The organism is Paenibacillus zanthoxyli JH29, assembly GCF_000520715.1.
GTDB lineage: Bacteria > Bacillota > Bacilli > Paenibacillales > Paenibacillaceae > Paenibacillus_AQ > Paenibacillus_AQ zanthoxyli.
The window spans coordinates 1-21,069 of record NZ_ASSD01000306.1; the positions used below are offsets into that span (position 1 = coordinate 1).

Below are 21,069 nucleotides of genomic sequence, written 5' to 3' on the forward strand. Positions count from 1 at the left end.
CGACAGCAGCTCCAGATCGTCCAGCCTCACCTTCATTTTCATGATGCCGAGCTGTACGACGGCTTCCTTGGCTCCGCTCAGCTCGACGACATGGCCCTTCTGATTCAGGCTGTGTACAGCCACTTCATCACCGGGCCCGATTTGGCGGGCCTGCTTGTTCTTCGCCCCTCGTGCGGGCTCCTTCTTGCGGGGCGAAGGCTGCGCTTCATCGAGCCGCCTGCGGGCCTCGATCAGTTTATGCTCCTTGACCGACGCCCCTTCCTCCAGAGCCAGCCGCCGCAGATCGCTGATAATCTGCTCGGCTTCCTTACGGGCCTTGTCGATAATCGCGGCGGCATCCTTCTCCGCCTTCTCAAGCCATCTGTCGCGCTGGCCCTCCAGCTTCTCCAGTTCCTGGCGCTGCTTGCCGCGCAGTTCCTCCGCCTCGCGCCGCAGATTCTCGGCCCGCTCGCGTTCGTTCTCCGCGCCGAGACGATTCTCCTCCAGCGAAGCGATCATATGCTCGACGCGCAAATCCTCTTCCTTCACCTCGCCGCGCGCATGCTCCAGAACGGCCGCCGGCAGTCCCAGCCGCTCAGCGATCGCGAAGGCGTTGCTTCGGCCCGGAACACCGACCAGCAGACGGTATGTCGGCCGCAGGCTCTGTACATCGAATTCCATGCTGGCATTGATTACTCCCTTGCGTTCATAGGCATAAGCCTTAAGCTCGCTATAATGCGTCGTTGCCACCATCCGGCATCCCGTCCGGTGAATATGCTCCAGAATGGCGATTGCCAGCGCCGAGCCTTCGGCAGGGTCCGTTCCCGCTCCGACTTCGTCGAGCAGGACCAGGCTTTTGGGAGTCATACGCTTCAGAATGGAGATAATATTCGTCATATGGCTGGAGAATGTGCTCAGGCTCTGCTCGATGCTCTGCTCGTCTCCGATATCGGCATAGATGGCGTCGAACACGCACATTTGGCTTCCTTCCTCGGCAGGAATAAAAAGACCGGACATCGACATCAGGCTGAGCAGCCCGATGGTCTTCAGCGTTACGGTCTTTCCCCCTGTATTCGGGCCTGTCACGATAATGGAGCTGTACTGGTTGCCGAGCTCCACATCCAGCGGAACGACGGACTCCGCAGCAATCAACGGATGTCGTCCCTTGCGAATTTTCAGATAGCCGCGATCGTTCATCCGCGGACGGGCAGCTTTCATTTCCCGCGCCAGCCGGGCCTTCGCGAATATAAAATCAAGCTGGCCGAGAAGGTCAACGTCATACCCCGTCTCCTCGGCAATTTCACCGACAAGCGCGGTCAGTTTCCGCAGGATGATCTCAATTTCCCGCTCTTCGCGCAGCCGCGTCTCCCGGAGCTTGTTGTTCATTGCGACAATCGATTCGGGCTCGATGAACAGCGTTGCTCCAGATCCTGACTGGTCGTGAACGATGCCGCCGAAGTGGGAGCGGTACTCCGCCTTTACCGGAATCACAAACCGGTCGCCACGAATAGTGACCAGTTGATCCTGCAGCATCTTCGAGACCGAAGAGGAACGGATCATCGAATCCAGCTTCTCGCGGATTCTCGTCTCGCCGTTCCTAAGCTCCCTGCGGACCTGGGACAGCTCGGCGCTGGCGGTATCCAGCACCTCCGCATTCTCGTCGATGGCAGAGCGAATGGCGTCCTCAACGGGCTTCTGCTCCGAGACCAAATCGCTCAAGTCGAAGAGCATCTGGATCGGTTCTTCTTCATGCATAGCGGCCAAAAAACGCTTGACCCGGCGCCCGCCGCCAATGGTGTTGCCTACGGCCAGCAGTTCGTGCGGGCCGAGTATTCCGCCGATAGCGGCCCGCTTCAGCGAAGATTTGATGTCGGTTATCCCGCCGAAGGACGGTATTCCTTTCAGACGGTCAACCGTGGCCGCCTCGTCCGTCGCCTGCAGCCGCAGCTTGACGCCTTCTAAATCGCCGGAAGGCTTCAGGTTCTCGGCCATTATCAGTCCCATCGGAGTTTGTATATATTGCATCAATTTATTTATAATTTTTTGATACTCAAGCGTATGCAAAATCTTGTCGTCCAATTACGGTCACAGCTCCCTTCATATAGAAATCATTATACCGAATGTGGCTCATTTTCGCTATTTGGGTACGTTTTACCAACATAACGGGGAATGTTTCTGTGTACAATAACCCTTGCACGTATCCTTAAGGCTAAAAGCAAAGGAGGCTTGTACAGTGAGATTTTTGGGTCATGTTGTACGTTTCATCGTGTCCGCGCTTGTCCTTCTTGTAGTTGGCTGGATTGTTCCGAACTTCAGCATCGGCGGCTTCTGGAGCGCCCTTATGCTTGCTCTGGTGATCGCACTGCTGGGCTGGATCGCCGAAGGCATTTTCGGCCGCAAAACAACACCGTTCGGACGCGGTATTGTGGGGTTTCTGGTAAGCGCACTGGTCATCTGGCTGGCACAGTTCATTGTCGCGGGCGTTAGTGTATCTATTATTGGCGCTCTCCTCGCGGCTCTGGTCATCGGGATTATTGACCTGTTCCTGCCTGTCGCTACCCCATTTGAAGCCGGTAAATAACCGGACGTTCGAAGCCCAAAAAGAAGCCGTCCCTAACACGATGAGTGACAGGGCGGCTTCTTTTGCGGATTAGACTGGCACGGGCTTCTTATTTCCAGAGGTCACGACCCGGTTTTTACCGCTGTGTTTAGCTAGGTATAGAGCTTCGTCCGTTTTACGGAACAACAGTTCCTTTCCGTCGCCCGTGCAGTAGCGGTATAAGCCGATGCTAACAGTAATCCGTCTTCCTCCCGCATAAGGATGCTCCATTCCGGCTATATCGGACCTGAGCTCTTCGACCAGCGAATAGGCTTCCTCCGGGTCCTTATCCGTAAAAATAATCGCGAACTCCTCTCCTCCATACCTTGCGGCAAAATCATTCGGGCCGATCATTCCGCCGACTTTTCCCGCGACCTCCTTCAGCACAATGTCTCCAATCCAATGGCCGTATGTATCGTTCACCTGCTTAAAATTATCAATATCAAATAAGGCGAGCTGGAGCCGCAGCCCGTTCGTCTCACACTGCTCCAGCAGCGAATCCAAATATTCGTGGAAGGTCTTGTGGTTGTAAAGTCCGGTAAGCGCATCAATCTTCAACAGTTTGTCGGCAATCGCCCGTTCAACCAGCAGACCCTGCTCGGATTGGGTCAGCTGCTCTAGATATTCGCTCGCTTCACGCGCACGCAAGATAACCCCATGCGCCAAGACCACAAATACGATAAAAATGCATTCCATCATCAAAAACTCAGACAGCGGTTTATTCAGCAGTTCCCGCTCCAGCATGAAATAAATGCCGGCGTAATCGAAGATACCGAGCAGTCCGAGAACGTAAAGCATCCGGTGGTCAAAGTAAACAAGTGAAGTCATTGCCGGCATCATCAGCGCCATCTGCGCGCCGTCGACATAGGGCACGATAACAAAATACAGCAGGCAAGACATGACGAACCCGCAGCTGACCACCATTTGCTTTTGAAATCTAAAGTCGGAGCGCAGCCAGATCTCAGCCAAAATTACGCTCAGGAAAATGAGCAGATAGCAAAAGAATAATAAATATCCGATCGATGATGAAATGGCGCGATAAGGCTCCGGATTATTGCCGCTCAGCGTAAAGAAAGCCTGCCCGATTAGAGCAATGGCGGCCAATGTCCAGTATACATTCAATATTCTTCGGTGCCAGACTTCAGTATTCAGTAAAACAGCAGCTCTACTAATGAAAATCCCCTACTTTTAACCTATGTATTTTGAACACTCCGCCACCTGCAAGGCGGGAAATTTCAGATTACTGAAATTTCCTTTTATAATAGCACATACGTTCGGATTTGAACACATGAATCGATTTTAATTATAATAAATTTGAAAGACTTTTGCATCCTTAACTTAAGGAGGACAAAATGAAGAACACGCCTTTGTTGTTATTATCCATCGCCTTATTGCTCGTGCTTGCCGCTTGCGGCGGCAATTCGGGGAACGGCGGAAATGCCACAGACAGCGGGAAGGAGAGTGCGGTTAGCCCGGCAACAGCGGATGAGAAGGTTGTCATCAAGGCCAGCAATTTCAGCTTCGACCAAAAAGAATACCATTTGAAAAAAGGGGTTCCCGTCCAAATTGTATTTGAGAACGAGAGCGGCCATCATGGTGTACTGGTCCCCGAGCTTAATCTTCAATTGGACGAAAAAAGTAATTCCCAAGTCATTTTCCCTGAACAAACAGGCACGTTCCGAATGACCTGCGCCATATTTTGCGGCTCTGGCCACAGCCAAATGAGCGCCGACATCATCGTTGAATGATATTCTCATATTCATTCGTTTAAAAGGGCAGCCTCCGGATTTCTCCGTGAGCCTGCCCTTTCATCATGCGCCGCCATTCAACTATCCTGTTCGATAAGTTGAATCCATTCATTATATTCATTTTGCAGCTTGGCATATTCCGCCTGCAGCTTCTGATGCTCCTGCGTAACGCGCTCCAGCTCGCTATGCCGCAGTTCGAATTCGGCTTGGAGCAGCCGGAGCTGACCCTGCACCAGCTCGTAGCTTTCTCCAACCTCGCCAAGCTTCTGGAGAGCGTCGCTGCGCTCCTGGCTCAGCGAATCGCGCACCCGCTCGCCCTCTTCCGCCTCCTGCTGCCACAGGTCGATCTCCTCGCGCAGCTTCGCTTCCGTCTCGGCCCACTGCTGCTGCGCCTGTTTCAGCTCTTCATACCTCGTTCTCCACGATTCGCCGTAACTCTGTGCTTCGCTCAATTGCCCACGCTGCAGTTCTGCGGAGGCCGCGGCCTCTCTGCCCGCTTCGGACAATTCTTCCAGACGAAGCGAGGTCTGTTCGGCTTCTTCTTCGAGCAGACGGCAGCGCTCCTGCTGCCGTTCTCCCTCCTGCAGCACTTCATCGTACTGCACAATCAATTCCTCATACCGTTCCCGCAAACCGGCAAGAGCAGCCTCCAGTTCTGTTTCTTTGGCCTTCAGCGCGTCTCCGGCACTTTCGGCTTCCTGCCGGAGAGCCCGTTCCCGCTCCAGGGATGCCGACAGCCCTTCGGTTTCGCCTCGAAGTCCGTGAAGCTCTCCTTTCACGGTTTCGAGCTTCTCTTCGGCTTCCAGCAAGCTGATCTCCAGCTCGCCGATTTCCTCCTGCCGCTTGTCTGCCGCTGCCTTCCACTCCCCATGCTCAGCCGTTATCCGGGCAAGCTCATCCCGGGTACGGGCAAGGTCTTCGGCAGTCTCACCAAGAGACTCCCGAAGCTCTTCCGCTTGGCCCTTCGACAGTTCATGGACCTCGCGCAGCTCCGCAAGCTCCTGCTGCAGCAGATCGCCAAGACTTCCAGCGGCCTGCAGTTCACCTTCAAGCTGCTGTTCTCGCATAAGAGCCTCATTATGCTGGTTTTGCAGAGCGGACCGGGCTTCCCGCTCCGTCTTCAGGCCCGCCTCCTCAGCGCGAAGCTTCGCCTGCAGCTGGCTGATTGTGCCGCGCAGCTCGCCAATCTGCTTCTCGAACTCATGCGCACTCTGCTTATGTCGATGCTCCTGGTTGCCTAAGGTCTGCCGCAGATCCTTGTTCTTCGCCAGCTCACGCTGCAGCTGTTCCCGTTCCCGGCTAAGTTCCTTATTAAGCGCCGAAACGGCCTCCTCCTGCTCACGGGTCATCATGCTTTTCGTTTCCGAGAGTTCTCTGCTTAGCGCGGCTTTCGTCTCCGCAAGCTCCTGTTCCAGACGGGTCTTGACTTCCGTCAGCTCCGCTATGTGTGAAGCCCGAAGTTCATCAAGCTCTTGGCGGTGCGCCGCCGCCAATTCATCCACCTGCTTCAGGCGAAGCGCCTCAGCCTGTCCCAGCTCCTGAAGCTTGCTTTCACGGCCTTCCGCCAGCTCGCGTTCATGCTTGTCCCGCAGCTCCTGCTGCTCCAGGTCCCGCCGGTTCAGCTCCTCCTCAAGTCCCTGGCGAACCGCCTCGGCCGCCTCCTCCGCCTTCTGCAGCAGCTCTTCATACTTCCTGCGCTCTTGCTCCTCGGCCTCCTGATGCCGCTTGCGCTCCTCCTCAGCCTCGGTAATCAGCCGATTCGATTCCTCCCGGGCGCCTGCAGCAACCCTTTCGAGCTCTTCCTGCTGCAGCCGCTGCGTTTCCAGCAGCCGGGCGACTTCGCTGCGTAGCGAGCTGCGCTCTCCGGTCAGCACATTCAATTCATTCTTGAGATCCTGTGCCTGTATTGCCTGCTCTGCCATATGGACAGCGGCCAGCACCGCTATGCGCGGCGTGTCCAGCCGATTATGGGATTTGGAAATCGCGTGCATATGCTCGTCCACATATTGGGCGACCTGCTTCATATATTCAATACTGCTTCCAACCAGTCTATAGGAAGTACCATAAATCTCCACGGCGACACGGGTCCGGTCCATTGCCACAGTTGTGCCCTCCTTTATGTGTATGCGGATTCTAAGTTGTTTCTCTATTCTTGTTCTCTTTCTATTGTAACTTTACCCACAAGCGTTTGGCAAAAAAGCTCTCTTCCCTAAACTTCAACCTCAGGCCGCATTCTCCAATAAAGGAAAAGCCGCAGCGATTCCAGGTTTCTAAATGGATTCGCTGCGGCTTTACAAATTCCTGCTATTTTCTTAAGTTCGCGCCAAAACTTTGCTGAAGCGCGGCCAGCACCTTGTCGTGAACCTCCGAGACTTCCTCGTCGGTCAGCGTATGCTCCGTATGGCGGTACAGCAGCGAGATTGCGATACTTTTCTTACCGCTCTCCAGCTTGCCTCCGGTATATACGTCAAATACCTGCGCCGATTGCAGCAGGCTTCCTCCCTGCTCGCGAATAGCATCCAGCAGCCGGCTCACCGGAACTTCAGAGTCCACGACGACCGCAATATCCCGTTCCATGCCCGGGAAACGGGGAAGCTCGCTGTATTGCAGCGATGTCCGCGCCGCTTCATAGAGCGGCGACAGCAAAATCTCAGCGGCATACGTATCCTCCAGATCCTGCTTACGCTGCAAGTCGGGATGAATCTGACCAATAGTGCCGAGCTTCACTCTTCCTCCTTCTCCGTTCAGGTACACGGAAGCCGAGCGGCCGGGATGATAGCCTTGCGGAGAATCGCCTTCGAAGACAACGGCGTTCTCCAATCCGAGGTAGGCGAATACGGATTCCAGCGCTCCCTTAAGATCGAAGAAGTCCACAGGCTCGGCAGCGACATTCCACTGCTTCGCCGCCTTGCTGCCCGTCAGCAGCAGGCCCAGCGTCTGGAACTCGCACGGCTGGCGGGTCAGTTGTTCCTCATCGGTCACGAACACGGTGCCGATTTCGAACAGCGCCAGGTCGCTCTGCCGACGGTTCAGGTTGTACTGAGCGATATCCAGCAGCTGCGGCAGGAGACTTGTCCGCAGCACGCTCCGTTCCTCGCTCATCGGCATGGCCAGCTTGACCGCAACTCCACCCTCGGTCAGTGCAGGGAACAGTGCAGTCTGTTCGGGCTGAATGAAGGAATAGCCGAGCACCTCCTGATAGCCGCCGTCTGCCAGCAATTTACGCAGCGCGCGGCGAAGCGCCTGCGGTCCGGTCAATCCTCCCGGTGTAGTCGGCCCTTCAATCGGCGTAGTCGGAATGTTGTCATAACCGTACAGGCGGGCGATCTCCTCAAAGAGATCCACGTCCCAACTGATATCACCGCGTCTGGTAGGCACGCTAACCTCGATCATCCCCTGTTCCGCATCCCCGCAGGAAAAATGCAGCCGCGCAAACAGCGTCTTCACTTCCAGCAGCGAAAGGTCTGTACCGAGTCGCCGGTTCAGCTTATCGAGCGACAGTTTAATTACTCTTTCCTGCACTTCGTCGGTTCCGGCTTGAATAATTCCTTCATGCACAGAGCCGCCGGCATAGGTGCTAAGAAGCGAAGCCGCGCGGTTCAACGCGGGAATAACGGAGCGCGGGTCCACTTCCTTCTCGAACCGCAGCGAAGCTTCCGAGCGGAGACCGAGCTGGCGTGACGTCTTGCGAATCGTTCCTCCGTCGAATCTGGCCGATTCCAGCACAATATTCACCGTCTGATCGGTTACTTCCGAATTTAGACCGCCCATCACTCCGGCGAGCGCCACCGCTTTTGCGGCGTCCGCAATCACCAGCATGTGCGGCTCCAGCTTGCGCTCCTGGCCGTCCAGCGTGGTCAGGAGCTCGCCTTCACGGGCAAGGCGGACGCCGAGTGTGCCGCCCTCCAGCCGGTCGGCATCGAATGCATGCAGCGGCTGTCCATACTCCAGCATGACGTAGTTGGTGATGTCAACAATATTGTTAATTGGACGTACCCCCGCCGCCATGAGACGGTTCTGCATCCACAGCGGAGAAGGAGCGGGCTTCACGCCGGCAATATAGCGGACCGCGTAATGCTTGCAGTGCTCTTCGTTCTCAATACTGACGGATATGGCGTCCGATGCGGGAACGGCGATTTCAATAATATCCCGGCCGGGGTTCGGCAGCGATAGCTCGCGTCCCAGAATGGCGCTGGTCTCGTAAGCCGCGCCGATCATGCTCAGACAGTCGGACCGGTTCGGAGTCAGATCAAATTCCAGAATTTCGTCGTTCAGGCCAAGCACCTTCGTAATGTCTTGTCCGATCTCCGTGTCTTCAGGCAGCACTAGGATGCCTTCCTGAAGCTCTTTCGGCAGCAGCTTGTCATTCAGCCCCAGCTCTTTGGCGGAACAGATCATGCCCTGGGACACGACCCCGCGCAGCTTCGCCTTCTTGATCTCAAGACCCGGAAGCTTCGCTCCAACGAGCGCCACGGGAACCTTTTGGCCGGCGGCCACGTTCTTCGCACCGCAGACAATCTGCAGGTCCTCTTCCTGACCGGCGTCGACAATGCACACATTCAGCTTGTCGGCATCGGGATGCTTTTCCTTGGATTTGACAAATCCGGTGACGATTCCGGACAGCCCTTTATTGCGGCGCTCCACGCCGTCGATTTCAATGCCCGCGTCCGTAATTTTATCCGCCAATTCCTCGGCGATCACGTCCTCCAGCGATATATAATCAGCCAGCCAGCCGGTTGATACTTTCATGTCCGCTCACTTCCTTATTTTATGTTGATTTCCACACAGGGCTACACGCCTCTGAACTGTTTGACAAAGCCCATATCGTTGATGTAGAAATTACGGATGTCATCAATACCGTATTTCAGCAACGCGATTCGATCCGCGCCCATGCCAAAGGCGAATCCGCTGTATTTTTCAGGGTCGTAACCGCCCATTTCCAGCACCTTCGGATGCACCATGCCTGAGCCCAGAATTTCCAGCCAGCCCGTTTGCTTACACAGTCTGCAGCCATGTCCGCCGCATTTGAAGCAGTTCACGTCAACCTCCACACTCGGTTCGGTGAACGGGAAGAAGCTCGGACGAAGGCGAATGCGCGTGTTCGGTCCGAACATTTCCTTAACGAACTGCTGAAGCGTACCTTTCAAATCGCTCATGCGGATATTCGGCCCGATAACCAGTCCTTCAATTTGATGGAACTGGAAAGAGTGGGTTGCGTCGTCATCGTCACGCCGGAATACTTTGCCCGGGCAGATGATTTTAACCGGAACCTCGCCGCCCATCGACTGCATGGTGCGAACCTGCACCGGAGACGTCTGGGTGCGCATCAGCAGCTCCTCGGTCAGATAAAAAGAATCCTGCATATCGCGGGCCGGATGATTCTTCGGCAAATTCAGCGCCTCGAAATTGAAATAATCCGTCTCTACCTCAGGACCTTCAGCCACACGGTACCCCATGCCAATGAAGATATCCTCGATTTCCTGAATTACTCTGTTCAGCGGATGAATGCCCCCCTGAGGCAGACGGCGTCCTGGCAGCGTTACGTCCACCTTCTCTGCCTGCAGGCGGTTCAGCGTTTCCTGCTCTTGAAAAGCTTCCTGCTTCGCGCCGATAATCTCCTCAATCGCACTTCTCACCGCGTTCGCCACCTGTCCGATGACCGGACGCTCCTCCGCAGTTAATGAACCCATGCCGCGCAGGACCTCCGTAAGCTCACCTTTTTTACCGAGATATCTAACCCGCAGGTCATTCAGCGTCTGAGCATCCTGCACCTCCTGCAGCTTCGCCAACGCTTCAATCTTCAATGCTTCCAGCTTTTCTTTCATCGCCTTAAGCAGCCTCCTTCACTTCAAGTATCAATGCACAAAAAAAGCCCTTTCTCCCGGTAAGGGACGAAAAGACCGTGGTACCACCCTTGTTAGGCGCTATAATCCAGCTGCTCCCCAAACGGGGCAACCGCCCTATAGACTGCCTCACTTTATACAGAAATAACGGTCTGCGGCCGGTATCCTCTACTGACTGTTCCGCCTTCAAGCGGGCAAAGTTCAAGGAACTGCTCCGGAGCGAACTTCGACAGCCCTGCTTCCCGGTCACGCTCTCAATCTCCGGCGTTTCCTCCCTGTGGGTCAGATTGCTGTGTACTCTTCTCCATCGTCGCGTTGTTTATAGTCAACAATGTAACATCAATTTATTATAGGCAATGCGGGCAACTTTTGCAAGCCGTAACATGACGGCAAGGATGGAGCTTCCGCAGGATATATAGTTTGAGATATCGGCCCTAAGCCTTAGTCGGGGCAGTCTGAATATCACTGGCGAGACAAGTCCCGATCGTATTTGAGAATACAGGCTGGATTAGGCCGAAAATGTATCGAATGGGCATAAGCTGGGTAATAAGTCTCAACGGTTTGTTCCGGTATAATGATTCCACGGATTCAGCTTTACTTAAATACATAATACCGTACGGCTTTTGGCAAATACATAGGCTTATTTCCAATATGTTTTTGGCGAGGAGAGGAAGAAAGTGGCTGGGTTTACCGAAGCAAAAAAGACTCGCGAGCTAATTGTATTATTCGCGGCTATTACAGTTCTTTTGATTACAGTAAGTATCGGTTCGCTGCTGTATTTGAACCATTCCATCAACCGGTTCTCGGATACTTTGTACAAGGACATTTACCGGAATACGAATCTTATTTTGGGAGCTGACCGCAATTTGTATCAATCCTCGCTGCTCCTTCAGAACGCCCTTAACCCTGCTTTAACCGGATTGCAGCGCTCTCATTTCCGGCAGGAATTTGGGAACAGCTTGGCCGAGGCCGAGAAAAGCATAAATACCATTATGCAAAATCTGGCCGCCATGGAGGCTTATCAAAACCTCGTCGGCAGCAAGGCGCTGTTGGGCGAAATCCGGCAGGAGCTTGCCAATTTTGACGGTCCCTTTGGCCAATGGCGGGAAGCTGCGGAAGTGGCTCTCTCGGCAGATTCGCTGAACAGTGGCGGAACTCCAGGCTCTTCCTCTCCCGCAGCTTCAATCGAACAGTTGAACGATGCTCACCGGAGTCTGGATCAGGCGGAAAAATTGATCGGCATCTATGCTGAACGGGTAACCGCCGATTTTCAAAACCAGAAAAGCACGTTATTCGCACTCTATTCTCTTCTGATGTTCATGCTTATTCTGGTTATCATTTATCTCGTCCAAAGAATTGTCCGGCTCCAAAGCGAGATGCGGGAGGATCAGGCGCTGTACCGGCTTATCGGGGAGACCATGTCCGATTTTATTCTGTTAACCGATGCGAACGGCCAGATTTTATACGCATCTCCGTCGCATTCATCAGCGCTTGGCTACATCCCCAAGAAAGGCGAGCCTCTCTCGAATTACATCAGAGAATCGGAAATTGCCTGGGCCATGCTGAAAGGCGTTGTCCAAGCAACGCCGCGAATGGCGGAACTTAGAATGAGAAGCGCCGACGGCCACTGGATTTGGCTTGAGACAAGGGTGTCACCTGTAAAGGGCAACCTATCTTTTCCAGCGCAATTCATGCTTGTTTCCCGGGAAATAACGCAGCGCAAGCAGCATGAGGAGCGGCTCCATAAACTGGCGTTCTACGACCATTTGACCTCAATACCCAATCGTGCGCATTTTAAAATGTACATGGAAAACCTTCTCACCAATCCCGATGACCGCAGACAAAAGTTTGCACTCGCCCTGCTGGATTGCGATAGATTCAAACAGCTTAACGACAGCTTGGGCCATCTCGCTGGTGATGAATTTCTGCAGCTGCTGTCCCGTGAGCTTCAGCAGAGCGTTAAAGGCTATGGACAGGCATTTCGAATCGGAGGCGATGAATTCGCCGTCATCCTTCACCTTGGCTTCGCTCACGAAGCACTCCATGATATTCTAAACCGGTTGCTTCAGCTGTTCAACAAACAGTGGTCGGCAAACAACGAATCCAGCTTCTGCACTACAGCCAGTATCGGAGTTGCGCTATATCCTCAGCATGGAAGCACGATTAATGAACTTCTGCACGCAGCCGATCTGGCCATGTACCGTTCCAAAAGCCATGGCGGAAATGAAGCCAATCTGTATGACGAGGAAATGGATGAGGAATTTCCGGAACAGGAACACTCCAGAAATTGAAATGGACGAACAAAAAGCTGCTCAGCACCGCAGAACAAAGCGGATAGAGCAGCCTTTTTTATACGGTTCATTGAACCATTTAACTTGTCATCGAGAATTTTTGTTCAACAACGGTGTTGTCATCACTGTCCCTAATCAACACCTTGATCACGTCTTCATTTACCGAACAATTGATGAAGCGGTCTGTGCTACCGTCCCTGGCCTCCCAGTCATTCACTCGCAGAATATAGCCAAAGGAACGGGTCTCCGGCAGCACCTCGACCGTGGCAACGGCCCTGCCGTCTTCCATGTACCGGAAATCACATTGGCCATCCTGTATCCCGGTACCCCATACCCATAAATTCCAGCCTCTGTAGTCCCCGTCGGTACGCTCATAATGCACCTCAACTGTCTTGGCCCGTGGAGGCGGGGTTCCGCATTCATCGTAGAGCACCATCATCGACAGTCCTTCTAACTGGACCTCTGTACCTTCCACTTTTCGGAAAGGTGTTACTTCCGCCCGGGTATGATCGACAACCACATTCCATTGCTCCGAACAGGCAGGCAGGCCTGTCGTAACTTCCCAAGGGTTAGCGTTAAACAGAACGACGATATTCTTCCAGGAGTCGCCGCCGGCATGATTTTTCAGTACATAGGACACTACGCCGCCATCGCAGCGGTAAATCTCCAGCGAGCGCTCAATTTCCTGACGTCCGTGCAGCCGAAAGGCCGGGTGGTTTTTGCGCAGCGCGATCAAATTCTTATAATACTGGAAGACAGGAAGGAATCTAGCCTTGTTGCTCCAACGGATCGCATTGATGGCATCGCCGCTCCGATAGCTGTTATGATCGCCAAATTTACTGCGCAGCAGCTCATCTCCAGCATGCAAGAAAGGGATGCCTTGAGAGGTCAGCACAATCCCAGCCGCCAGCAATGATCGCCGCACCGTTTCATTTTCCAAAAGGATATCCTCCGTAATACCGACATACGGATCGGCGTTCGCCACAGCCTCTTCCAGGCTGCCTCCATTTTTCAGTCTTCCATTATCGAGATCCGGAAACCGCGCATCCCGGCGAAGGCCCTGCGTTGCGAGGAGCTTATCCCATAGATTCAGATTGTCATGAGCGGTCGCATAATTAACCGTCTCCGCTGGAGTGTCCGTGAAATCGTGAACGGCGCCTATAATGCCTGCCGCGACCGCCCCTTCCTTGCCGAGTTCTCCCGTAACAAAGCCTCTGCCCCAGCCGTCGCTGTCTCCTTTGATGGCGGATCGGAAGTTATCGTTGAAGACGGCATAGCCTTTTCCACGCTGCGCGCCTTTCAGCGTCTTGGAAACCAGCGGGGAATCGCCGCCGGTCCACGGCTCTCCGTAGAAGATCAGGTTACGATTGACCTCCAGGCGCAATTCCTCGACAACTTCACGCATCGTTACCGTATCGATAAGACCCATCAGATCAAACCGGAATCCGTCGATATGGTACTCTGTCGCCCAATGCCGAAGCGAATCCTTGATAAACTTGCGCACCATCGGCCGTTCTGTAGCCAGCTCATTACCAACGCCGGAACCGTTGGAGAGGCGGCCGGCATAATCATGTCTATAGAAGTACCCGGGGACAAAGGCTTCAAAGGGCCCCCCGTCCACAGAGTACGTATGATTGTATACTACATCCATCACGACAGAAATTCCCCGCCGATGCAGCGCCTGAACCATCTCTTTAAACTCCCGGATGCGTGCTGCGGGATCGGCGGCATCCGTGCTGTAAGAACCTTCCAGAGCGTTATAGTGCTGAGGGTCGTACCCCCAGTTATAGTTGCTTTCTCCCGGGAATCTATCCTTTACCTGCAGCTCATCCACCGTCTGAAAATCGAAAACAGGCAGCAAATGGACATGCGTAATACCCAGTTCGCTTAAATGATCAATTCCGAGTGTATTGCCTTCAGGATCGCGCAGGTCCGCCTCGGTGAACGCTTTATATTTTCCTTTTTCGCTAATGCCCGAGCTTTCGTGAATCGAGAAATCGCGGACATGGAGCTCATAGAGAACTGCATCCACAGGATGCTGCAGGGGCGGAGAAGCATCCTGGTCCCAGCCATCGGGATCGGTATCCTGCATATCAATAATGGCCGAACGAAGTCCGTTCGCGGAAACGGCTGTCGAATACGGATCGGCGGACTCACGGATCATCCCATCCGCGAAAACGACCCGGTACATGTAAAATTTACCTTTCAGGTCACCCTCGACTTTTACCTGCCATACGCCTCCGTCCCGGCGAAGCATATACGTCAAGCGGGCATCCTCCGAGCCTTCCGCATTTCCAATCTCTTCCCCACCAGAACTGTACAGGACAAGCGATACGGCAAATGCCGTTGGCGCCCAAACCTTGAATATGCTAAATTCCGGAGTGTAGCTTAATCCTAGATCCATGCCATTGTATATTTCCGATGCGGGTTCCGCATTTATATAATTGCTTTTCATTAAATCCACCATCCTAACGCTTCCGTACACAAGCTCCACCGGAAGTTTTTAGATCCATATATGCCCTCTTGTTAGATGTCTTATACATTGGCAATGAACAAGGATAAAGCTCATTGCTAATATATAATATGTAACAATATGTTCACAGGCTTGGGTTTTTTTCAGTTTCACAAAACCTCTTACTTATTATCGGCTGAAGATAGCTTTTCCTAAATATGAATAATCAAATTACTTTTAATTTTAAAGATTATAACCCGTAGCGTGGCGTATTTCACTAACAATTATATACAAATGACACTGCTTTATGGAACTTTTATGAATATCGTCGCCATTTTGCCATGATTTCGTCAAATTAAGTTAAAAAGCCGATCCTAAAAGGACCGGCTAAGCAATTACATTTGGAAAAGTGGTCGAAGTTAAAACGAAGGGGTTGCCCTGCAAAAAACAGGTTTAGTTGCCGATGGCGCGCACCAAAGCGACTACCTCTTCGGCTGTACCAAGATTCAGAGCTTTTGCAGCCAGAGTCTTCATTTCTTCGGCTGACAGCTTGGAGATTTGGCTGCGAGCCGGCAAAATCGAAGTTGCGCTCATGCTGAACTCGTCTAGCCCAAGACCCAGCAGCAGCGGAATGGCTGTTGCATCCCCGGCCATCTCACCGCACATGCCTGTCCATTTACCCTGGGCATGGGCAGCGTCGATAACGTTCTTAATCAGACGCAGGATAGCGGGATTGTACGGCTGATACAGATAGGATACCCGTTCATTCATACGGTCGGCTGCCATTGTATATTGAATAAGGTCATTCGTACCGATACTGAAGAAATCAACTTCTTTGGCAAACTGATCCGCAAGTACGGCCGTGGATGGGATCTCCACCATAATGCCGAGTTGGATGCTGTCCGATACTTCCTGGCCTTCTGCTTGCAGCTTGGCTTTCTCTTCAAGCAGCAGATCACGGGCAGCGCGGAATTCCGTAAGCGTCGCGATCATTGGGAACATGATGCGCAGGTTGCCATGAACGCTTGCTCTCAGCAGAGCGCGCAGCTGCGTACGGAAAATGTCCTGGCGCTCCAAACAAAGGCGAACGGCGCGAAAGCCTAAGAATGGGTTCATTTCCTTCGGCAAATCCAGGTAAGGCAATTCTTTATCCCCGCCAATGTCCAGCGTGCGGACGACGACCGGCTTGCCATTCATATTTTCCAAAACGGTCCGGTACGCATTGTACTGGATTTCCTCGGAAGGCAGTTTGTCTCTGCCCATGTACAGGAACTCGGTGCGGTACAGGCCGACACCCTCGCCCCCGTTCTCGATTACGCCCGTAACGTCGTTAGGCGTACCGATGTTGGCTGCCAGTTCCACATGCTTGCCGTCCACAGATACCGTCGGCTCGTCGCGAAGCTTTCTCCACTCTGCAATTTGCAGAGCATAGGCTTCGCGCTTGGCGCTGTATTCCGCCACTTCGACTTCGCTCGGATTAATAAGCACATCTCCGCTCAAGCCGTCGACAATGACGAGATCGCCCGATTTGACTTGGGAGAGTACATTCTTGGTGCCCACCACCGCCGGAATTTCCAGGGAACGGGCCATGATAGCCGAGTGGGACGTACGGCCACCGATGTTGGTTGTAAAGCCTTTGACATACTGACGGTTGAGCTGAGCCGTATCAGACGGCGTCAGGTCTTCCGCAATAACGACAACCTCTTCGCTGATTTCAGCAGGGCTCACATAGTGAATGCCGAGCAGATGGTTCAGCACGCGTTTGGTTACGTCGCGCATATCGGCTGCGCGCTCTTGAAGATAGGCGCTCTTCATATTCTCAAACATGGCGATGAACTGAGTCGCTACTTCATTCAATGCATAGTCCGCATTTACGGCATCCTCACGGATTTTATCCTTAACCGGACTAATCAACTCCGGATCGTCCAGAATGAGCAGATGGGATTCGAAAATCTCCGCTTTCTTCTCGCCCAGTTCCGCCAAAGTACGTTCTTTAATCTTCAGCAGTTCCGCTTTCGATTTATCGAGCGCCTCTTCCAGCTTAACAACTTCCGCTTCTACATCCGTTACCGCATTCTTCTTGATGGTGTAGTCGGGGTGTTCCAGGATAAAGGCTCGTGCTATCGCAATCCCTGCCGAAGCCGCGATTCCTGAAATTTTAGTCATTCAGTTCTCCCAGCCCTTCCTTAATCATCACATCCTGAAGCGCGCTCAGCGCTTCAGTTTCTTCGCTGCCGTCTGTAATCAACGTCAGCGTGTCGCCAGGTTCCAGTCCCAGGGACAGAACACCGAGGATGGATTTCAAGGTTACTTTTTTACCTTTAGCTTCTGCGAATGCTTCAGTGCCTTTGAATTTAGTTGCCGTGTTTACCAGGGCTGTAGCCGGGCGTGCGTGAATTCCATCTTCATCGATAATTCTGAATGTTTTTTGCATAATTAATCCATCTCGCTTTCTAAAATTTGTAGGTTTAGTTTAACAGCTTTCGCTTCCATTTATTATAAAGGAAGCGTAGCCAGTTTGCACTTTTACTTAATACTAATAATATCTTTGTCGCCGATGGATACCTTACCCGGCTTCTCCAGGGTGACCGCAGAGCCTTCAGGCAGATTTGAGAAAATAACCGGCGAAATCACCGAAGGCGCATGGGCCTTCACATATTCCAGATCAACCTCCATGATTGGCTGTCCGGCGGCGACGAGTTCGCCTTCTTCCACTAATACTGTGAAGCCTTGGCCTTTCAGCTTAACCGTGTTGACGCCAATATGCACCAGCACTTCTTTGCCGCCATCTGACATAATACCGACTGCATGTTTGCTCGGGAATACATTAAATACTTTACCGTAGACCGGAGAAGCGATCTTGCCGTCGGAGGATAGGAACGCGAATCCGTCGCCAGTCATCTTCTGCGAGAATACCGCATCCGGAACCTCTGTGATATCCAGCAATTCCCCGTTTACAGGTGATACGATATCTTCGGGAATAATCGCCTCGCCCGCTTCACCCGCCTGCTGCTCTAACTCAGGCTGTGGAGCTGCATTCACTGGAGCGGCCGCCGGAGTTCTGCCGGCGATAACATCCTGCATTTGCGATTTGATCGTATCGGATCGGGTGCCGAAAATGGCCTGTACATTATTCCCCACTTCCAGTACGCCGGAAGCGCCCAGCTTCTTCAGCCGGTTCTTGTCAACATTCGCTTTCTCTTTGACCTCTACCCGCAGGCGGGTAATGCAGGCGTCGAGATGAACGATGTTCTGCTGGCCGCCAAGAGCGGCAAGAATATTGCGCGGAAGGTCGTCCCCTGCGGTGGATATCGCCGCCGCATTTGATTCCGCTCCATTGGCGTCATCGTCTACTACATCTTCACGCCCCGGCGTCTTCAGATTGAACTTGCGGATAACGAAACGGAATCCGAAATAGTAGATAACAGCGATGGCAAGACCGACCGGAATAACGAGCCACCAGGAGGTGCGGTTCGGAATGATGCCGAACAACGTGTAGTCGATAAATCCGCCGGAGAAGGTCATGCCGATCTTGACGCCCAGAATCTGCATGGTCATGAAGGACAGACCGGCGAAAACGGCATGCACGGCGAACAGCAGCGGAGCAACGAACAGGAATGAGAATTCCAGCGGCTCGGTGATCCCTGTAAGGAACGAGGTCAGGGCTGCAGATACCATCAAGCTGCCTACGACTTTTCTGTTCTCCGGTCTGGACTCGTGGTAAATCGCCAGAGCGGCGGCCGGAAGGCCGAACATCATGAACGGATATTTACCGGTTGTAAACGTACCCGCTGTGAACGGCACACCATCGCGGAGCTGCTGCATGAAGATACGTTGGTCGCCGCGAATCAGATCGCCCGCTTTATCGACATAGCTGCCGAACTCGTACCAGAACGGTGAATAGAAGATGTGATGAAGACCGAACGGAACCAGCGAACGTTCGATCAGACCGAAGATAAACGCCGACAATGTCAGGTTTGTATTGATCATATTCTGGGACAAGTAGTTCAGTCCGTGCTGGATTGGAGGCCAGATCACAGTCAACGCCAAGCCCAGAATCAGGGAAGTTACGGCTGTCATAATCGGTACAAACCGCTTGCCCGCGAAGAAACCAAGATAAGAAGGAAGCTCGATTTTGAAGAAACGTTTGTACATAGATGATGCGAGTATACCGACGAGAATACCGCCGAACACCCCGGTTTGCAGCGTTGGAATCCCGAGCACGCTGGAGTAGGCGAAATCCCCCTTACTCAGCACGTAGCTGTTGATTCCGAGCACCGTTCCCATCGTCACGTTCATGACGAGAAAACCGATGATGGCCGCAAGGCCCGCAACGCCCTCGCCTCCGGCAAGCCCGATGGCTACACCTACGGCGAACAGCAGTGACAAGTTGCTGAACACGATTTGGCCCGAGTTCATCAATACGTTGGCAATGGCTTGAACCGTATGGTTCTCCAGAGCGGGAACGTATTGCAGGAAGTCCGGGTTGACCAACATGTTGCCGATACCCAGCAGCAGACCTGCCGCCGGAAGAATGGCAACCGGAAGCATTAGCGCTTTACCGACTCTTTGTAAGACGCCGAAAAGCTTTTTAAACATAAAGTTTCACTTCCTTTGGACGATTATGGCTACAAGCAAAACAGAGAACAAAAAAGGCATGAGCGTATACAGCACACCCGTTGTTCTCTAACTCTAAAGTTAGATTACCCCAACCAAGGGGAATACAACCAAGATACTGTAAATCACTCATGCCTGATCGAATCAGTTACACGTTAGTATTCTGTTTTACTTATTAACAATATTTATTCTAGCACCAATTATTTTATCTTGCAATATATGCCTTAAAAATGCCACAATTGGCCAAACGTGTAAAGGAGACCGGGAAAAGCACAGCCCTAAGTTATGTTCATCCGGCTTCGTCCTCTTTTTTCTGGGCAAGACGCTGCAAATGAACGGTCAGGTAACTGACTTCCGCCGGATATACGGTCAGGTGCATACGCCGCTCCATCACCTTCGTCAGCTTCCAAGCGAGCGCATACATTTCCGGATATTCGCGTTTCATCAAACTGTCAAGCGAAGAGGTCTCCTTGACCGCCTCGCCGCGGCGCAGCCGTTCCAGCACAAACCGCAGGTGGGTAACAAGCCTGGAGTAATCCAAGGAATCTCTAGGAACACGGTACTCGAGACTGATCTCGACAAGGTTGACCAAATCTCCGATCAGCTGGGAGTGCTGCTGGAGCTCCGCCATACTGCTGTTGCTAAGCGCGCTATGAATGTGCAGAGCGACAAACCCGATCTCGTCGACAGGCATCGTTACGCCCATAGCCTTATTGATTTTAGCGATAGCGTACTCGGCCATGCCATATTCCTCGGGATAAATCTCTTTGGTCTCATATAAAAAAGGATTATGAAGGGCTACGTCCTGCTCGTACCGCCGAATGGCGAAGGAGATATGATCAGTAAGCGCAATATGGATATGCTCGTTGACCGGCTGTCGGCTCCGCTGCATAATGTACAGTACAATTTCCTGAATGATTTCAATCAGCTTCTCATCGACCTGTGGCACAAGCTCTTTATATTGTTCCTGCTCTTGTTGGTTTCGGAGAATGAACATCTTTTCCACGGCAGATAAATTGATCTGATCGCGGCTTTTACGATTAAACCCGATTCCCTTGCCAATCACGACGACTTCGGCATATTGGGGATGGTCGGCGATGATAACATTGTTATTCAGCACCTTAGCCACAGTTATGCTGCTCACGTGTACACCTCTTTATTATCCATGTCCTTATTTCTGACAGCAGCCAAAATGGAAACGGCACGGTTAAATTATACTTGCGCCGCCCCCTAACATCAAGAAATCTATAGTTAAAGAGAGCAAATTATGAAGCAGATGTGTCCATTCATCATCGAACCCGGAAAAGCCGGCAGGCGCCCCGATTGCTTCCGTCTAAAAAACGCAGGTCTACAGCTTGTCCAGATGCTCAAAATAAGCTTTTGCCAGCTGCTGATCTAAGCTCAGAGCATATGAGAGTGAAAAAAGAGCTGTTCCGGAAAAATCCAATTGCGGACCTTGCGGAACAGCTCTGATATGAAATACCTGCCTAATCCTCTTGCGGTTTCACCAGGGCGGGCGTGGCCCGGGCCGGAACAGCCG

13 protein-coding genes are annotated in these 21,069 nt (G+C 52.7%); 3 read left to right on the forward strand and 10 right to left on the reverse strand.

All coding sequences use genetic code 11. The features are described from left to right. The coding region (locus tag L691_RS0111110; protein ID WP_025690588.1) for an endonuclease MutS2 at positions 1 to 2,058 on the reverse strand (2,058 nt) is incomplete at its 3' end. Between the two features lie 154 nt (positions 2,059 to 2,212). On the opposite strand from L691_RS0111110, the gene L691_RS0111115 reads away from it, so the two are divergent. Continuing rightward, positions 2,213 to 2,560 carry a phage holin family protein gene (locus tag L691_RS0111115; RefSeq protein WP_025690589.1) on the forward strand — a complete coding sequence of 116 codons (348 nt, stop codon included), beginning with the start codon at positions 2,213 to 2,215 and terminating at the stop codon, positions 2,558 to 2,560. 69 nt (positions 2,561 to 2,629) lie between these two features. On the opposite strand, the gene L691_RS30660 is transcribed toward L691_RS0111115, so the two are convergent. Continuing rightward, positions 2,630 to 3,700 (reverse strand): GGDEF domain-containing protein, encoded by a 1,071-nt coding sequence (locus L691_RS30660; protein ID WP_156934217.1) that lies wholly within the window; start codon positions 3,698 to 3,700, stop codon positions 2,630 to 2,632. Positions 3,701 to 3,930: 230 nt separating this feature from the next. Between L691_RS30660 and L691_RS0111125 the strand changes: the two genes are divergently transcribed. Next, on the forward strand, positions 3,931 to 4,326 hold the full coding sequence (locus tag L691_RS0111125; RefSeq protein ID WP_025690591.1) for a cytochrome c oxidase subunit II: 396 nt from the start codon (positions 3,931 to 3,933) through the stop codon (positions 4,324 to 4,326). A 77-nt stretch (positions 4,327 to 4,403) separates the two neighbouring features. On the opposite strand, the gene zapA is transcribed toward L691_RS0111125, so the two are convergent. The 3 genes from zapA to pheS all read right to left on the reverse strand — a co-directional run bounded on the left by zapA (position 4,404) and on the right by pheS (position 10,151). After that, entirely contained in the window at positions 4,404 to 6,422 is a 2,019-nt protein-coding gene (gene zapA / locus L691_RS0111130; RefSeq protein ID WP_332249079.1) for a cell division protein ZapA, read from the reverse strand. 208 nt (positions 6,423 to 6,630) lie between these two features. Then, positions 6,631 to 9,075, reverse strand: a complete 2,445-nt coding sequence (pheT, locus tag L691_RS0111135) for a phenylalanine--tRNA ligase subunit beta (RefSeq protein ID WP_025690594.1) — start codon at positions 9,073 to 9,075, stop codon at positions 6,631 to 6,633. A gap of 41 nt (positions 9,076 to 9,116) precedes the next feature. Beyond that, positions 9,117 to 10,151, reverse strand: coding sequence for a phenylalanine--tRNA ligase subunit alpha (gene pheS, locus L691_RS0111140; protein ID WP_025690595.1), 1,035 nt, complete (start codon positions 10,149 to 10,151; stop codon positions 9,117 to 9,119). 695 nt (positions 10,152 to 10,846) lie between these two features. Here pheS and L691_RS0111150 point away from each other — a divergent pair. Next, entirely contained in the window at positions 10,847 to 12,460 is a 1,614-nt protein-coding gene (locus L691_RS0111150; RefSeq protein ID WP_025690598.1) for a sensor domain-containing diguanylate cyclase, read from the forward strand. A gap of 79 nt (positions 12,461 to 12,539) precedes the next feature. Here L691_RS0111150 and pulA read toward each other — a convergent pair whose 3' ends face one another. From pulA to glcT, 5 genes are all read right to left on the reverse strand, one after another. Then, positions 12,540 to 14,915 carry a type I pullulanase gene (gene pulA / locus L691_RS0111155; RefSeq protein WP_025690599.1) on the reverse strand — a complete coding sequence of 792 codons (2,376 nt, stop codon included), beginning with the start codon at positions 14,913 to 14,915 and terminating at the stop codon, positions 12,540 to 12,542. A gap of 450 nt (positions 14,916 to 15,365) precedes the next feature. Continuing rightward, on the reverse strand, positions 15,366 to 17,078 hold the full coding sequence (ptsP, locus tag L691_RS0111160; protein ID WP_025690600.1) for a phosphoenolpyruvate--protein phosphotransferase: 1,713 nt from the start codon (positions 17,076 to 17,078) through the stop codon (positions 15,366 to 15,368). Next, positions 17,071 to 17,346: an HPr family phosphocarrier protein gene (locus L691_RS0111165; protein ID WP_025690601.1), complete on the reverse strand. Its 276-nt coding sequence runs from the start codon at positions 17,344 to 17,346 to the stop codon at positions 17,071 to 17,073. The genes ptsP and L691_RS0111165 overlap by 8 nt, the downstream gene beginning before the upstream one ends. A gap of 92 nt (positions 17,347 to 17,438) precedes the next feature. After that, positions 17,439 to 19,511, reverse strand: a complete 2,073-nt coding sequence (ptsG, locus tag L691_RS0111170) for a glucose-specific PTS transporter subunit IIBC (protein WP_025690602.1) — start codon at positions 19,509 to 19,511, stop codon at positions 17,439 to 17,441. Positions 19,512 to 19,818: 307 nt separating this feature from the next. Beyond that, positions 19,819 to 20,673, reverse strand: a complete 855-nt coding sequence (gene glcT, locus L691_RS0111175; RefSeq protein WP_025690603.1) for a glucose PTS transporter transcription antiterminator GlcT — start codon at positions 20,671 to 20,673, stop codon at positions 19,819 to 19,821. Positions 20,674 to 21,069: the final 396 nt, after the last annotated feature.

Coding starts and splice junctions, on each gene's coding strand:
- L691_RS0111125 (WP_025690591.1), top strand. CDS start 3,931: ATGAAGAACACGCCTTTGTTGTTATTATCCATCGCCTTATTGCTCGTG.
- pulA (WP_025690599.1), bottom strand. CDS start 14,915: ATGAAAAGCAATTATATAAATGCGGAACCCGCATCGGAAATATACAAT.
- zapA (WP_332249079.1), bottom strand. CDS start 6,422: ATGGACCGGACCCGTGTCGCCGTGGAGATTTATGGTACTTCCTATAGA.
- ptsG (WP_025690602.1), bottom strand. CDS start 19,511: ATGTTTAAAAAGCTTTTCGGCGTCTTACAAAGAGTCGGTAAAGCGCTA.
- pheT (WP_025690594.1), bottom strand. CDS start 9,075: ATGAAAGTATCAACCGGCTGGCTGGCTGATTATATATCGCTGGAGGAC.
- pheS (WP_025690595.1), bottom strand. CDS start 10,151: ATGAAAGAAAAGCTGGAAGCATTGAAGATTGAAGCGTTGGCGAAGCTG.
- L691_RS0111165 (WP_025690601.1), bottom strand. CDS start 17,346: ATGCAAAAAACATTCAGAATTATCGATGAAGATGGAATTCACGCACGC.
- ptsP (WP_025690600.1), bottom strand. CDS start 17,078: ATGACTAAAATTTCAGGAATCGCGGCTTCGGCAGGGATTGCGATAGCA.